The organism is Roseivirga spongicola (assembly GCF_034376045.1).
Classification (GTDB): domain Bacteria; phylum Bacteroidota; class Bacteroidia; order Cytophagales; family Cyclobacteriaceae; genus Roseivirga; species Roseivirga spongicola.
Genome location: NZ_CP139724.1, coordinates 3,392,435 through 3,407,473 on the forward strand (window position 1 = coordinate 3,392,435; position 15,039 = coordinate 3,407,473).

Below are 15,039 nucleotides of genomic sequence, written 5' to 3' on the forward strand. Positions count from 1 at the left end.
TTATGTTTGAAAAAAGTAGAGCTAACATTGAATACAACTAAGAAGGTAGCTGTTATTGGAGGCGGAGCTGCAGGGTTCTTTGCCGCCATTTCCTGTAAAACACATCATCCAGAAGCCCAAGTGTTTATCATTGAGAAAACCAGTAAGCTGCTGGCCAAAGTAATGATTTCTGGAGGCGGTAGATGCAATGTTACCAATGGTTTTGAAGGCATATCTGGCTTCGCTAAACATTACCCACGGGGTGAGAAGCAGTTAAAAAAAGCTTTCGGACAATTCAACTCTAAAGATACCATTGAATGGTTTGAGAATAGGGGCGTGGCTTTAAAAACAGAACCTGATGGACGAATGTTTCCTACAACGGATCAGTCGCAAACCATCATCAACTGTCTCATGCAAGAATGCAAAAGGCTTGGTGTTCAAATTCGAACTTCAAGTCAAGTACAAGAGATTGTTAGCCATGAAGATTCTATTGAGTTGGTGATTAATGGTACCAAAGAAATATTTCAATCAGTAATTATAGCAACTGGAGGACAACCAAAAAAGGAAGGCTTTCAGTGGTTGAAAGACTTAGGACATCAGATTATAGAGCCTGTTCCATCACTTTTTACATTCAATATGCCAAAGAACCCTATTACCAAGTTAATGGGGCTCTCGGTACCGAATGCCACTGTCCGAATTCAGGGTACTAAACTAGAGCAATCAGGCCCTTTACTAATTACACACTGGGGAATGAGTGGGCCAGCAGTGCTTAAAACTTCAGCTTGGGGTGCCAGAACTTTAAATGAGCTCAACTATCAATTCGTAGCGCATGTAAACTGGCTTGGTAGCTCGAAAGATTTTGAGGTTAAAGAGCAGATTGATTTGGTTAGACAAAATTCGCCAAAGAAACTACTGAAGAACTTATGTCCTTTTGAATTGCCTCAGCGCTTTTGGGAGTTTCAACTCAATAAATGTGAGGTTGACTTAGAAAAGCCATGGGCAGAAGTATCAAAAAAACATATCAATAAATTGATAGAAGTGTTGGTGAATGACCAATACCCCGTTTCAGGCAAAACCACTTTTAAAGAAGAATTTGTGACTGCCGGAGGAATAGACCTTGCAGAAGTAGACTTCAGTAGCATGCAAAGCAGAGTAGTAAATAACCTCTATTTTGCAGGAGAGGTGCTTAATATAGATGGAGTTACCGGAGGTTTCAACTTTCAGGCTGCATGGACTACCGGCTATATTGCTGGCAAGCATTGTCTTGCCTAGTTCCACTCGTCAAATACCTATCTCCGTTTTTAAGGGTTTTGTATTATTTTCCCAGTTCTAAACCTTTAAAATTCTATGAGAACAAAATCGCTTTTATTTAGCGCTTTCCTGATGTTGCTCGGTGTCGGTCTTTCCGCCCAAGACCTTCAGGAAATACTAAAGAATTACGAATATCGAAACGTTGGCCCTTTAAGAGGCGGTAGAGTTACTGCCGTTGCCGGAGTAGCCAGTCAACCGTCCGTTTTCTACATGGGAGCCACTGGTGGTGGTGTCTGGAAAACCGACAACTACGGAATGTCGTGGAAGAACGTATCCGATGGTTACTTTCCAACGCCTTCTATTGGTGCCATTAGCGTTTACCAAAAAGATCCGAAAATAGTTTATGTTGGAACAGGTTCTGATGGACTTCGTTCTAATGTAATTGCAGGAAAAGGGGTATACAAAAGTACAGACGCTGGTAAAACTTGGAACTTCATTGGTTTGAAGGAGTCAGGGCAAATTGGTGCAGTAGAAATTCACCCAGACAATCCTAACATTGTTTATGTAGCAGCAATTGGTCAAGCCTTCGGCCGAAATGAGGAAAGAGGTGTTTTTAAGACTACCGATGGTGGTAAAACTTGGGATAAAGTGCTTTACCATTCTGATAGCATAGGTTTCTCTGATCTAGAGCTAGCCCCAGACGATCCGAATACTATTTATGCAGGTGCATGGAGAGGTGAGAGAAAGCCTTGGACAATTATCAGTGGTTCTACTGAAGGTGGCGTTTATAAGTCTACCGATGCTGGTAAAACTTGGACGAAATTGGCCAACGGCCTACCGAACAAACTCATTGGAAAAGTAGATTTAGCAGTTTCGGCTGCCGATCCGAATAGAATATATGCGAATATTGAAGCATCTGACGATATGGGAGGGCTTTATCGCTCTAACGATAGAGGTGCTACTTGGGAATTTGTTTCGGACAATAGCAACCTAACAAACAGACCGTTTTACTATACCAACATTGAATCTAACCCTAAGAATGCCGATGTGGTATATAACAACTCTTTGAGATTTATTAAGTCTGAAGATGGTGGTAAAACATGGAAAAGCATTTCTACTCCTCATGGAGATAATCATGACATCTGGATTAACCCTAACGATACTTCTATTTGGATTCAAGCCAACGATGGCGGTGCTAATGTAACCTTAGACAATGGCAGAACTTGGTCTACTCAGTTCAACCAACCAACTGCCGAGCTTTACCAAGTTGAAGTAGATGACCAATATCCTTACTGGCTATACGCTGGTCAGCAAGATAACTCAAGCACCATTGCAGTGCCAAGTGAGCCAGTTCAGAGTGTTCAGGCGGGAAGCAATGCTTTCATTATCAATACTGGCGGTTGCGAAACTGGGCCAGCAGTGCCAAAGCCGGGTAATCCAAATATTGTGTACTCTAACTGTAAAGGACGTTTCGGGGTATATGATAAGACTACAGGTCAAGAGCTTCAGTACTATGTTGGGGCAACCAACATTTACGGACACAACCCTAAAGACTTGAAGTTCAGATTCCAGAGAGTGGCTCCAATTCATGTGTCTCCTCATAATCCTGATGTGGTATACCACACGTCTCAGTACGTGCACAAAACAACCGATGATGGTAAAACTTGGGAGATCATTTCTCCAGACTTAACAGCTTTCGACCCTGAGTTCCAAGTTGTTCCTGGCTCTCCAATTACTAGAGACGTTACGGGAGAAGAGTATTACAGTACTATTTACGCTATCAGAGAGTCTACTCTGAAGGAAGGTCTAATTTGGGTAGGAGCTAATGACGGACCTGTTCACGTAACTAAGGACGGTGGTAAAAACTGGGAAAATGTAACACCAAATATGCCAACTGGTGGTAGAGTAGATGCCGTAGAGCCTTCTCCGCACAACCCAGCTAAAGCGTATGTGTCTGTGTTGAGATATCAATTAGATAATGATTTCAAGCCTTACATCTATAAAACTACAGACTACGGTAAAACTTGGGAGTTATTAACTCCTGGAACTAACGGTTTACCTGATGGCTTCCCTACCAGAGTAATTAGAGAAGACCCTAAAAAAGAGGGAGTTCTTTATGCTGGAACAGAATTCGGAATGTTCATCTCTTTCGATGATGGTAAGAACTGGCAGGCATTCAACAACAACTTACCAGTTACACCAATTACCGACATTAAGATTAAGGACAATGATTTAGTGCTTTCTACCATGGGTAGAGGCTTCTGGATTATGGATAACATTGTAAGTCTGAGAGAAATTGGAAGCGTTAAAAATCAGCAGGCGCACCTATTCGATATTCAAGATGGTGTTCGTAATAGAATGTACGCAAGAAGTGATTACAATGGCCCAGAATACAACAGAATGGGAGTTACTATCGACTATTACATTAAAGATCAGGATCAGAAGGTTCAGTTAGATATTCTAGACGATGAAGGTAATGTGGTAAGAACTTTTGTGAATGGCAGACCTAGTCCTCCAGTGAATACTGAAAGAGACATGTCTACTGAGTTCTCTAATCCTCCTGCAGCTGGTGGTTTACCTAATAATCAGGGATTGAACCGTTATAGCTGGAACATGCGCCATGCAGGTGGTTGGAGCAATAACCCAAGAAGAGCGTACATGGGTAACGGACCAATGGTTGCTACGGGCAAATTTAGGGCTAAACTTACTGTGGGCGATAAAGTGATGGAAGAAGACTTCAATGTGAAGTTAGACCCACGCGTTACTTTAGTAAGCGATGCAGACGTAGCCGAGCAAGAGAGACTAGCGCTTGAAATTCAGAACTTCAGTGACAAAGTTTCAAAGCTAATAGCTACGATGGATGAGGAGAGAGAGGCATTGAAAAATAGCCTAGACACTGAAAAAGCAAGCAGAAGAGATCAGCGCAAGAAAGAAGCACTAGATGCTATTTATTACAAGTTGGTAACTCCTCCAGGTACTTATATGCAGCCAATGCTTGCGTCTCAAACTGGTTACCTATCTAGCATGATTGGTAGAGCAGACCAAAGACCAGGTCAAGATGCTTACGAACGTTTTGAAGAGCTGAAAGCACAGTTCGAAGAAATAAAGAAAGAGTTCGAATCTTTGAAATAGAGTTTGAACAAGCTGAATAAGAAATGGTATTGGCAAATTCCGCATCCAATAGTGATGCTGTTTGCCATTATCATTCTTACGGCCATACTTAGCCATATCATTCCGGCAGGTATGTTTGAAAGGGAAGTGGTAGATGGTCGGAGCAGAGTAATTCCTGATTCTTATCATCAAGTAGAACCATCACCACTTTCTTTTTTAGATACTTTTCTTTCCATTCCCGGAGGTTTTGCCTCAGCTATTTCCATCATTTTTGTGGTGCTTTCTTCTGGCATTATGTTCGGCATTCTAGAGAAATCTGGAATGATAGAAAATGCGGTGGGCACGTTCGTAAAAAAACTAGGTGTTGAAAGAAGGTTTCTAGTAGTCATTTTAATGACTTACCTTTTTGGTTGTTTGGGTGTGTTTATTGGTTACGAAAACAACATTGCACTCATTCCAATAGCAGCCATAACTTCTCTTGCTCTTGGCGGTGATCTTATGCTAGCTGCTGGTATTTCTGTTGGAGCTGTAACAGTAGGCTTCGGACTTTCTCCAGTTAATCCATATACAGTAGGAACAGGACATACCTTGGCAGAAATACCTATGTTTTCAGGTTGGCTGGTACGTTCCATTCTATGCTTTACAGCATTAAGCTTTCTCGCATATTTCAATGTGCGATACTTCAAAAGAATTATTAAAAACCCAGAAAAGTCTCTTTCCTTAGGAATAGATACTGACGGTTTCAAGCTTTCAAAGCCTTTAGCTGAATATCGACTGACTATCAACAACTGGCTGGTGATGCTAGTATTTGTCGGTGGCATGGTGACTATGTTATATGGAGTGTTCACTTGGGGTTGGTACATCAATGAGATCTCTGCCATATTCTTAATGATTTCAATTGCAGCAGGAATAGTCTCAGGGCAAAGTGGTAGAACTATAAGTGAAACGGCATTGAAATCTGTCTCTGTGGTGGCTCCCGGGGCTTTTATGGTTGGTTTTGCCACCAGCATAAAAGTGGCTATGGAAATGGGGAACATAAGTGACACTATAGCATTTAATTTGGCCGAAGGCTTAAAGACTTTACCGCTTTATGGTTCCGCTATTGCTATGTCAGGCTCTCAATGCTTAATCAATTTCTTTATCCCATCGGGAAGTGGTCAGGCTTTAGCTACTTTACCCATTATGATTCCATTAGGCGATGTACTCGGACTGACACGCCAGACAACGATTCTGGCTTTTCAGATTGGCGATGGAGTAACTAACCTTTTCAATCCAACTTTGGGCGGACTAATTGCTATGCTAGCTATGTGCCGAATTCCGTTCGATAAATGGTTGAAATTTATTTTACCAATTGTAGGTATAGTTCTGGCTATATCATGGATTACACTTATGATTGTAGTAGCTATCAATTGGCAGTAGTTCTGTTTAAAGGTTTAATGTTTGATGTTCAATGTTTAATCACTTCCGTCTTCTGACTTCCGACTAATTCACTAATTTCTCAATTACCTATGCATGTAGAAAGTATTTTATCCAAGCTCGTTTCATTCCCTGTTCTGGGAGGAGAAAGTAATTTATCTATCATTCACTGGATTCAAGAATATATCGAAGGTTTTGGTGTGAAAACGGTTTTGGTGCCGAATGAAGAAGGAACAAAGGCCTCATTGCACTGCCGAATAGGTCCTGCTGTAGATGGTGGTGTAATCCTCTCAGGCCATACGGATGTTGTGCCAGTAGAAGGTCAAGACTGGACTAGTAATCCTTTTGTGTTGACAGACAAAGGAGACGGCAAACTATACGGACGTGGTTCATGCGATATGAAAGGCTTTGTGGCCTGCTGCCTGGCTGCTCTGCCAGAGATGGTAAAAGCTGAACTCAAAGCACCGATCTACTTTGCCTTTTCATACGATGAAGAAATCGGTTGTTTAGCTGCTCCTGAGTTAGCACAGGCTATTAACGACTACTATGATGAGAAACCTCAGTTTGCCATTATAGGTGAACCAACCATGATGGTGCCAACTGTCTGGCAGAAGGGGATTTGTATTTATCACACCAAGGTGACTGGTTCAGAAGGGCACAGTAGCAGAATCAAGCAGGAAGTAAGCGCCATACATGAATCAATGCGGTTGATTCTTTGGCTGGAAAATAAAATGAATAGCTTGATTGAAGCGGGCTCAACTGATGATAGGTTTACTCCGAACCACACTTCTATTCATATTGGCAACATCAAAGGTGGACTGGCACCAAATATCATTGCACAAGAATGTGTATTTAATTGGGACGTAAGAACTATTCCGTCTGAAACTCCAGAGCAAATTTTAGCTGAGTTTGAGGCTTATTGCCGCGAAAGAGAGGAGGAGCTAAGAAAAGTATTCTCAGGCTTCAAGATTACCAACTCCTACAAGCATCCGGCTGTTCCGGGACTTGATACAAAGGAAAACCAGTCTATAGTGGCACTGGTTAAAGAATTGGCCAATAATGATACTACCAATGCTGTGTCTTATGCTGCGGAAGCAGGTCAATTTCAAGAAGCGGGGTTTGAAGCGATGATTTGTGGCCCTGGAGATATTGCTCAAGCCCACCGAGCTGATGAATTCATTCATAAGGAACAGCTGGAAATGGGAGTGGAGTTTATGCAACGACTAATCCAAAAACTCTCCTAAGTACTTCTTTAAGAGTAAGTTGTCATATTCGTTTGTGTTTGGGAATCTATATCCCTATTATCTATTCCAAGATAAGGCTAGAACGATTGACGTCATTCAACGCCTATTGTTTATTCATCAGATTAATACAGACCGAAGACTCAAGGCGTTATAGTACTTTCATATACCCGTTCATTGAAAAAATTAAAGGATTTGAAATCATAAATGGAATTAATGGCAAAATTTTAATAAATAGAACTTAGAAGAGATTCTTTAAACTTTAAAACACACACACTTATGAAAATTGAGTTATCTGCTCATGATTCTCATCATGAGCTCCTCTCCAAGTATTTAGGTCAATTAAACGAGGAAGTTACAGCTGAAACCGAGATTATGGTTATAGCAGGTGATTGGGCTCACCAAATTGCTTACAACAAACATTGTCAAATATTTAATAAGCGCTTCCAGAAAAAACCATGGGCCATAATCTATTGCAAACACAAGGTCGATGTTGTAATTGCTTATCGGCTTGCTGTAGCACTTAAGCTACCTGTGAGGATACGTGCAGGAGGGCACGATCATGAGGGGGAATGCATAGACACAAATGCCATACTCATAGATGTTTCAAGAATGGACGTTGTTGATGTTGATGAAAATGGGTTAGCTACTATAGGTCCTGGAAATATCTTCAAAAACTTAACCACAAAGCTTGCCGATGAAGACGTAATGATTCCTCATGGCACTTGTGCTACCGTAGGTATTTCTGGTTTTATTATGGGAGGGGGCTGGGGCCCCTGGACTAGAAAGTACGGTATGTGTTGCGAAAGACTAATGGGTGTCGACATAGTGTTAGGCAATGGTCATTCAGCTATAATAAATGCTGATGGAGACAATGTGCCAGATCTCCTCTGGGCCTTACGAGGTGGCGGCCCAATGAGCTACGGATTGGTAACTGAGTTTAGAGTTCAAACTTTCCCGTTGCCAAAAGTACTTATTCGCTTCAATTTAGATTGGAATCTTTATCCAGATGAATTTTGTGATGAACCAACGTGTAGTTATCCTACAATAAAGGTGCTCAAAGCATGGGAAAATGTAATTGAATCTGACCAGACCAGCAGGTTGATAGGTACAAACCTACAGGTAAATGGAAAGCCAGCATCTGGTGACTCCTTCGACTATGAGACAGTTTGCCATAATTGCCGAATGTATGGCTATTGGGAAGGCGATGAAGATAGCCTTAATGCGTTTATAGAGGAATGGTTTAAGGGTGTAGAGCCTAATCATATTGACATTAACCCGAATCATGGTGGTACAGAGTCCAACAGCGCTTATGGTGACCAACTGATGAGTGATTGGGCACGTGTATCTTATCATAAGGTTTTAGAAGCCCGTTATCGCAATGGTGAAAATGTAACGGTTGAAAGTGAAGAGCATCGCCAGTTATTATTAGAAGGCAAACCACTGCCGCCAGACTATGACGATCCTGCTCCACATAAAATTACCTCTCGTTTGGTAGATTCACAAGGGCTTGGAAATGAAGGGTATAAAGCATTTTTGCAGAGTTTAACTTCCGAGCTTATTTTGGAAGGTAACCGGAAATTAGGCCTATTTACCTACGTAACCCTAGGTGCTATTGTGGGAGACTACTATCGTGAAAACCCTGAAGGTGGTAATAGCGCATTTCCATTTAAAGACAAGCTCTATACCATTCAATATCAGACATGGTGGAATACACACGAATCTGAAGCCAAAGAAAAACAGAATAATTATGTGTATAACCGCACTAACCGAGCGCTCGATTGGATGGAGGTAGCTCGAGATTATAATATTCCAAATACTTCTGGCGCCTTTATCAGTTTTAAGGACAGCTCAATTCCTACTAAAACCTATTTTGCTCAGAATTATGACGAATTAGTTCGAATAAAAGAAGATTGTGTAGAAGATCCGTATAACCATTTACGAATCCGAAAGAGCATTATCTAACTTTTTAAGGTTATTGAGGTCTGAAACCCCGGCAGTGCTTGGGGTTTCTTTGTTTTACATGTGCAAGTGTTAAAAGCTTCAATCATTTGAAGCCTTATCATAAGTACTTTTTGTTGATGTCCTCCTCATCAATGAATATTGCCTATTGATGATTTTGTAGCTGGGTCTAGCACCAAGTTCTTCAGTCTTGAATATATTCGCACATGCTACAAGAACTGCTATCCAAAAACCATATTGAACCAGCACGAGTCATCAAATTCGATCAAGAAAAACTACATCACTTCGATTTAAGTAAGAATAATCAGGAGCTCGATAGAATAGATCTAAACGATGAGCAGCAGTTCACAGAATATATTCAAGCGGTGTTGGATAAGAATGACTGCACTACTGGAATTGGTGGTTATGGAGAGGAGAGAAGTCTATACTCTAGAAGTGACTTGTTTTCTGATGAAGAACCAAGAACCATCCATTTGGGCATTGATATTTGGACCAAAGCAGGGACTCCGATTTACTCACCTTTAGAGGCAACTGTGCATTCTTATGCCAATCATAGAGTGCATGGAGATTATGGGCCAGTGATTATCCTTGAGCATGAAATTGATGATGAGATCTTCTATACACTTTACGGCCATTTAAGCACTATGTCTCTGCATGGTCTATACGAAGGAAAGCTGATTAAGAAAGGAGAGCAGTTTGCCAGTTTGGGTGCTTACCATGAGAATTTTCATTGGCCACCACACCTTCATTTTCAAGTTATGCTCGATATGGAAGGCCTTAAAGGAGATTACCCTGGAGTCTGCAAAGCCAGCGAGAAGAAGAGGTTTTTGGAGAATTGCCCAGACCCAGCTTTGCTTCTTGGAAAGTGAAGCTAGTTTTGGCAAGCACATTTCTGTACTTGCCATTTCTAATCAGTACAAGTAAGGTGATTTAATTTCCTCCTCCTTTGCCTGATTTTGTTTTTGGAGCCACATACTTAGACCAGTAAGTGTCAGTGCTCGGATCGTCCTGTGAAAGTACAAAACAGTCTATGGTACCATTTACTGGCGGATGAAACTGCACTTTGGCATGTGTTCCGTCAGAGTAGGCCATTCCGTAAGAGTCAGAATTTTCTGTGATGTATTTATTCCATTCGTTGATGTATTTCTTCTGTGTTTCTGCACTGGCGTAAGTAGATGTATCTTGATACACGAAGTCATTATGCTTTTGAGTCACCCCAATGTAGCCGAGGTTCATAGCGGTGACTAAGTCACGGCCAACACTAGATATCATAGCTTGAAAACAAGTAGTGTCTTTTACGGCATTGGCTCCTGTAGCCGTCCAGTTAAGTGACACATCATTGGCCCAACCACCTTTTTCAATTTTACTTGGTGTAGTTGGGTTGGCGTATTCAAAAGCAGGATAAACATACATTCCACCAGAGCTACTACCACTCATAATAGTTCCTCCATTAAGTGCTTCTTTGGTCAAGTAGATGTAAGTGATGTCTCCCTTTTTCGGACAATCTATGGCTTCGAAGGAGGCTACAATGTCATTCATGTCAGTAATGGAACTTCCTGCAGGCATCATTTTCGGTGCTCCAAAGTAGCCGGTGAATTTGAATGAGCCCAACTGTGTTCCGCAGTGAGGAGAGCCAATAGTGCTATCCGCATTGAAGGTAAGTTTAGTTATATTGTCTTTAATGGCCTTAATGTAGGCATCATAAGCACCACTATATTGCGAGCTTACCTGAGCAACTGTAGGTCCCCAGAGTTTCTTGTAAGTAGTACCATCGGTTCCTTTAATTGAGACTTCAGCAGATGTGTCGGCACTAAGTCCGCAGCCATTGATGAGTCCTGAAATTAATTCATTAGCTGTTTCGCCATAGCCGCAATGGGTGCCATCGCTAAACTTAGCACCACAAACCAAGCCTACCTGGTCAACATTGGTTACATCAAAATAGGCCATATTATCTGACTCCAGTGAGGTGAGCTCAAAGAAGCCACCAACCCAGTTCGGATCGGCAGTGCCCATAGCGGTATTCGGATGGTTAGTAATGGTATTAGCGCCAGTTTCATTGGTCATTAAAAACCAAAAAGTACCTGAGTTGATCCAGTCGAAACTACAAGTGAATGGCTTATCTAATGCTAATTTGCCGTCTTTCCATGGCTGTTTGTAGCTCATGTTTGAAAAGCCGGTAACGCCAGAAGTTAGTGCATCGGCATAATCGAAAAACAAATACAGGTCTTTGCTACCTGTTTTGTTATGAAAGTTGATAGTCATCATTGTGATTGAGTTTATTTAATTGAGGTTTTAAAGTCGAAAGCTGCCGAATATCAATTCTTGTGGCAACCGTATAATTACGGGGTTTTAAAAATGCGCGTATTCGCCATGTGGAGATAGAGAGTGGGTATTAAAGAAAATGGTTGAATGAGAGGAAGATGGGAAGGTGATTATGAGCAGTGCGTGATTCAAAAGCGCTAGTTTTGAATCGAGCACATTCGGTAGCCAAAGCTGTGGTTTAAATTTTATTCATTTTACAAACCGCAAAAGTTTCAGTACCACCATCAGCCGCATTGCGTATAACTTATGTTAGCTGCTCCTTATTCTACCCTCGGTTCTTACTTTTCCTAAAAATCTATTACCTTCTTTATCAAAGTAGTAAGTTTCGCCCAATTTTGATTCTTATTTTCCATATAGAGACTTATCAAAGGTTCATTTTCATCCATCGTTGAAATCATTTGTTTCAATTCTTCCCAACCAATTACATGTATGTATTTTCTCTGTTCATCATCAGTTAGTACTTCATAAATACTGCGAGTAAGTCCAACGTTATTCGAGCCAATTGATTTTTTACATAAGTTTTCTGGATCAATTTCGAGGATTGTATTTTTTATGAGCGGGAGATTGAGCTTGGGGTCTATGTATATGTCTTCTCTGTTGAGATACAATTGAAGTAGTTTCTTTAACAGTATGGTATCTTGTTTCAAGTCGTGACTTTTGTGCTTATTTTGATTACGATTGACTCGAAACTTGGTCAATTGAACGGAATCTTCGTTCTTAGAAAACTGTAATTGAAAAATACATACGTCAGTCCAGCTGTGGGCGAAGTGGATTTTGTCCTTTAATACGAATATGTTCCATTTTTCATCCATAGTCGATGAAAAAATGCCACTGTCAAATACTTCAAACTCTTTAAATGAAATATTCACATTAAGATCTCCAGTTTCGTATCTTATAGGAAATGATGAAGCTATTTCTTGTTTTTTCGCGTGGTTCATCCAATTTGCTGATAACGTTGAATAATGACACAGTTTTCTATCACTACATTCTATATAGATAGTGAAAATGTATCATTATACCGCCAATAGGGTTGGCTAATACTACCTATTTACTTTTCTCGCTTATCTCTATCTTTAGCCATGCGAATTTCCGCCATACTTCTTACTGCCGGACTTTCCTCTAGAATGGGAGAGAATAAGATGCTGCTACCGCTGCCAGATTCTACGGTTGTTCAGAAGACTTTAGAGCAGCTATTGGCTGCTGGGGTAGATGAGATTGTGGTAGTTACTGGAAGAGATGGAGATTTAGTCGAATCAGAAATCAATCCTGATGCCTTGGGACAAAAATTAAAAATCATTCATAATCCAGATTACCATAAGGGCCAAACCACTTCTATTCAGGTAGGATTAAGGGCGATTGACGATGCCGATGCAGTGATGATTTGTTTGGGTGATATGCCATTGCTCAAGGCTGAAGATTATTGCTTTTTGATGCATTCATTTGCCAATCAAAATGAATACAGTATTCAGGTACCTTTTTTCAAAGGTCAGAAGGGGAATCCTGTGATTTTTGCTCAGAAGCATTTTCAGGAAATATTGAACCATACCGAGATGAATGGCTGTTCTGCTGTCGTTCAGAGGAATTCGGAAAGTGTTTGTCGAATTGAGGTTTCTTCTGATCATTTTATTCAGGATATTGATACGCCTGAAGACTATCAACAAATTCTAAAAGCTTTTGAATAAAGACGATTTACTTCGCTACAACCGCCAAATCATTATTCCTGAATTCGGAGAATCAGGTCAGCAAAAACTGATCGATTCATCGGTTTTGGTGATTGGAGCCGGAGGTTTAGGTGCACCCATTTTGCAGTATTTGTCTGCTGCTGGGGTCGGCCGAATCGGTATAGTAGATTTCGATGAGGTCAGTCTGTCTAACCTTCAGCGTCAGGTACTTTTCAATACCAAAGAGATCGGTCAATCAAAAGCCAAAACAGCAAGTGAGAAACTGAGTCTGCTCAATCCGTCAATTCAGTTCGATGTGTATGAAAGTCCGATCAACTCGCTCAATGCAATGAAGTTGATTGAGCCATATGATTTAGTAGTTGATGGTTCAGACAATTTACCAACTCGCTACTTAGTGAATGATGCTTGTTTTCTGCTTCAAAAGCCTTTGGTATATGGAGCCATATTTAGGTTTGAAGGCCAGGTTTCGGTTTTTAATGCCTTGAAAACTGATGGAAGTAGAGGCCCTAATTATCGCGACTTATTTCCCACACCACCACCGCCAGAAATGGTGCCTAGCTGTAGTGAAGGTGGAGTTTTAGGTGTTCTACCAGGAATTATCGGTTCTATGATGGCCAATGAGGCAATAAAGCTTTTGGTGGGAATGGGTGAGTTACTTAGCGGGAAACTCTTCGTTTTTGATGCGCTCGATTTCTCTACGTTCAAGCTGAATATTGAGGCTAACCCAGACAACCCGATTAGTGGGCAGCATCCAACGATTAAGGAATTGATAGACTATGAGGCCTTCTGTATGGGAGCAGTGAAGCAGGAGTCGATTAAAGAGATTTCCGTTCAGGAGTTGAAGGAAAGATTGGATAAAGGAGCTGTGGAATTGATTGACGTTCGGGAAGATTACGAATACGAAATCGCTAATTTGGGAGGCAAGTTGATCCCTCTGAATAAAGTATTGAGCAGATCGAATGAGATTCCAAAAGACAAAGAAGTTGTGATGATGTGTAAGATGGGAGGCAGAAGTAAAAAGGCCATTGAATTACTTCAGAAAGAAGGTTTTGAAAACCTGATCAACTTAAAAGGTGGCATTACAGCATGGCAACAAGAGATTGACTCGAGTATGAAGGCTTACTAGCCCGTCAGTACCGAAGGTCAGACGGGACAGGACGACTGAAGAATCTCATGTTTGAATTCGGGAGATTCTTCGCTTTGCTCTGAATGACGTTTTAAATTAGAGTTTGATAAAGTTTGAGCCGTCATTCCAGAATTTTTCTTCCTAATTTTTCAAGGATGAAAAATATCAGGAATCTCTTTATCGCCTCATTGTAGAAATAAAAATGAAAGTAAAAATAACGGCATTCGGTATAGCCAAAGACATTGTGGGAGGAAAGCACCTTGAGCTAGAGGTGAATGGACAGGAACTGTCATTGGTGAGGAAAGATCTGATTAGTCAGTTTCCAGACTTTGAGAAACTGGCTTCACTAAAATTTGCAGTAAACACCAATTATGTAGACGATTCTTATCAACTGAATGAAAACGATGAGGTGGTTTTAATTCCGCCAGTAAGTGGAGGCTAATGGAGAAAATATACATCACATCAGATAGGCTTAGCAGTCAGGCTTGCATCGATTTAGTATCAGACAATGGCAGCGGTGGACTGGTAGTATTCATTGGCAATGTGCGTAACAAAACCAAAGATAAAGCTGTTCAGTACCTCGACTTTGAGTCATACGAGCCAATGGCCTTGAAGGAAATGCAGAAGATTGCAGATGAAGCTGTTAGTCGATGGAATTTGCACGACATGGTCATTCACCATAGAGTTGGGAAAGTACCAATAGGGGAAGAAGCAGTGATTATCGCTTGTTCTTCGCCACACAGAAAGGAATCTTTTGCCGCTTGTGAGTTTGCTATAGATACGCTAAAAGAAACAGTACCTATCTGGAAAAAAGAGGTTTTTGAAGATGGTGAGGTATGGGTGTCAGCACATCCGTAATAATGTTTAATGATGAATGATGAATGTTTAAGGTTTAATGTATTGATAAGAAGCAGAGAGCAGGAAAACCCGTCATTGCTTTCGAACCGAT

General features: G+C 40.9%; 12 protein-coding genes. 10 read left to right on the forward strand and 2 right to left on the reverse strand.

Translation table 11 applies throughout. From position 1 onward, the window contains the following. The first annotated feature begins 6 nt into the window (after positions 1–6). The 6 genes from T7867_RS15240 to T7867_RS15265 all read left to right on the forward strand — a co-directional run bounded on the left by T7867_RS15240 (position 7) and on the right by T7867_RS15265 (position 9,829). Positions 7–1,251: a BaiN/RdsA family NAD(P)/FAD-dependent oxidoreductase gene (locus tag T7867_RS15240; protein ID WP_245660249.1), complete on the forward strand. Its 1,245-nt coding sequence runs from the start codon at positions 7–9 to the stop codon at positions 1,249–1,251. 75 nt (positions 1,252–1,326) lie between these two features. Beyond that, positions 1,327–4,362, forward strand: a complete 3,036-nt coding sequence (locus tag T7867_RS15245; RefSeq protein ID WP_068222533.1) for a WD40/YVTN/BNR-like repeat-containing protein — start codon at positions 1,327–1,329, stop codon at positions 4,360–4,362. 3 nt (positions 4,363–4,365) lie between these two features. Beyond that, on the forward strand, positions 4,366–5,760 hold the full coding sequence (locus T7867_RS15250; protein WP_221406003.1) for a YfcC family protein: 1,395 nt from the start codon (positions 4,366–4,368) through the stop codon (positions 5,758–5,760). Between the two features lie 89 nt (positions 5,761–5,849). Then, positions 5,850–7,001 (forward strand): acetylornithine deacetylase, encoded by a 1,152-nt coding sequence (gene argE, locus T7867_RS15255; protein WP_068222530.1) that lies wholly within the window; start codon positions 5,850–5,852, stop codon positions 6,999–7,001. Positions 7,002–7,277: 276 nt separating this feature from the next. Beyond that, positions 7,278–8,963, forward strand: a complete 1,686-nt coding sequence (locus tag T7867_RS15260) for an FAD-binding oxidoreductase (protein WP_068222527.1) — start codon at positions 7,278–7,280, stop codon at positions 8,961–8,963. A gap of 203 nt (positions 8,964–9,166) precedes the next feature. After that, a complete protein-coding gene (locus T7867_RS15265) occupies positions 9,167–9,829 on the forward strand; it encodes a peptidoglycan DD-metalloendopeptidase family protein (RefSeq protein ID WP_068222525.1) in 663 nt (220 codons plus the stop codon). 61 nt (positions 9,830–9,890) lie between these two features. Here T7867_RS15265 and T7867_RS15270 read toward each other — a convergent pair whose 3' ends face one another. After that, positions 9,891–11,225 (reverse strand): hypothetical protein, encoded by a 1,335-nt coding sequence (locus T7867_RS15270; protein ID WP_157717668.1) that lies wholly within the window; start codon positions 11,223–11,225, stop codon positions 9,891–9,893. Between the two features lie 344 nt (positions 11,226–11,569). Then, complete coding sequence (locus tag T7867_RS15275; RefSeq protein WP_068222519.1) at positions 11,570–12,220, reverse strand: hypothetical protein; 651 nt, start codon at positions 12,218–12,220, stop codon at positions 11,570–11,572. A gap of 141 nt (positions 12,221–12,361) precedes the next feature. Between T7867_RS15275 and T7867_RS15280 the strand changes: the two genes are divergently transcribed. The 4 genes from T7867_RS15280 (at position 12,362) to T7867_RS15295 (ending at position 14,948) form a co-directional block, all read left to right on the forward strand. After that, entirely contained in the window at positions 12,362–12,964 is a 603-nt protein-coding gene (locus T7867_RS15280) for a nucleotidyltransferase family protein (RefSeq protein WP_068222516.1), read from the forward strand. Continuing rightward, on the forward strand, positions 12,957–14,090 hold the full coding sequence (moeB, locus tag T7867_RS15285) for a molybdopterin-synthase adenylyltransferase MoeB (RefSeq protein ID WP_068222513.1): 1,134 nt from the start codon (positions 12,957–12,959) through the stop codon (positions 14,088–14,090). The genes T7867_RS15280 and moeB overlap by 8 nt, the downstream gene beginning before the upstream one ends. Before the next feature lie 202 nt (positions 14,091–14,292). After that, entirely contained in the window at positions 14,293–14,532 is a 240-nt protein-coding gene (locus tag T7867_RS15290; RefSeq protein WP_068222510.1) for a MoaD/ThiS family protein, read from the forward strand. Further along, a complete protein-coding gene (locus T7867_RS15295) occupies positions 14,532–14,948 on the forward strand; it encodes a molybdenum cofactor biosynthesis protein MoaE (RefSeq protein ID WP_068222508.1) in 417 nt (138 codons plus the stop codon). The genes T7867_RS15290 and T7867_RS15295 overlap by 1 nt, the downstream gene beginning before the upstream one ends. Positions 14,949–15,039 lie beyond the last annotated feature (91 nt).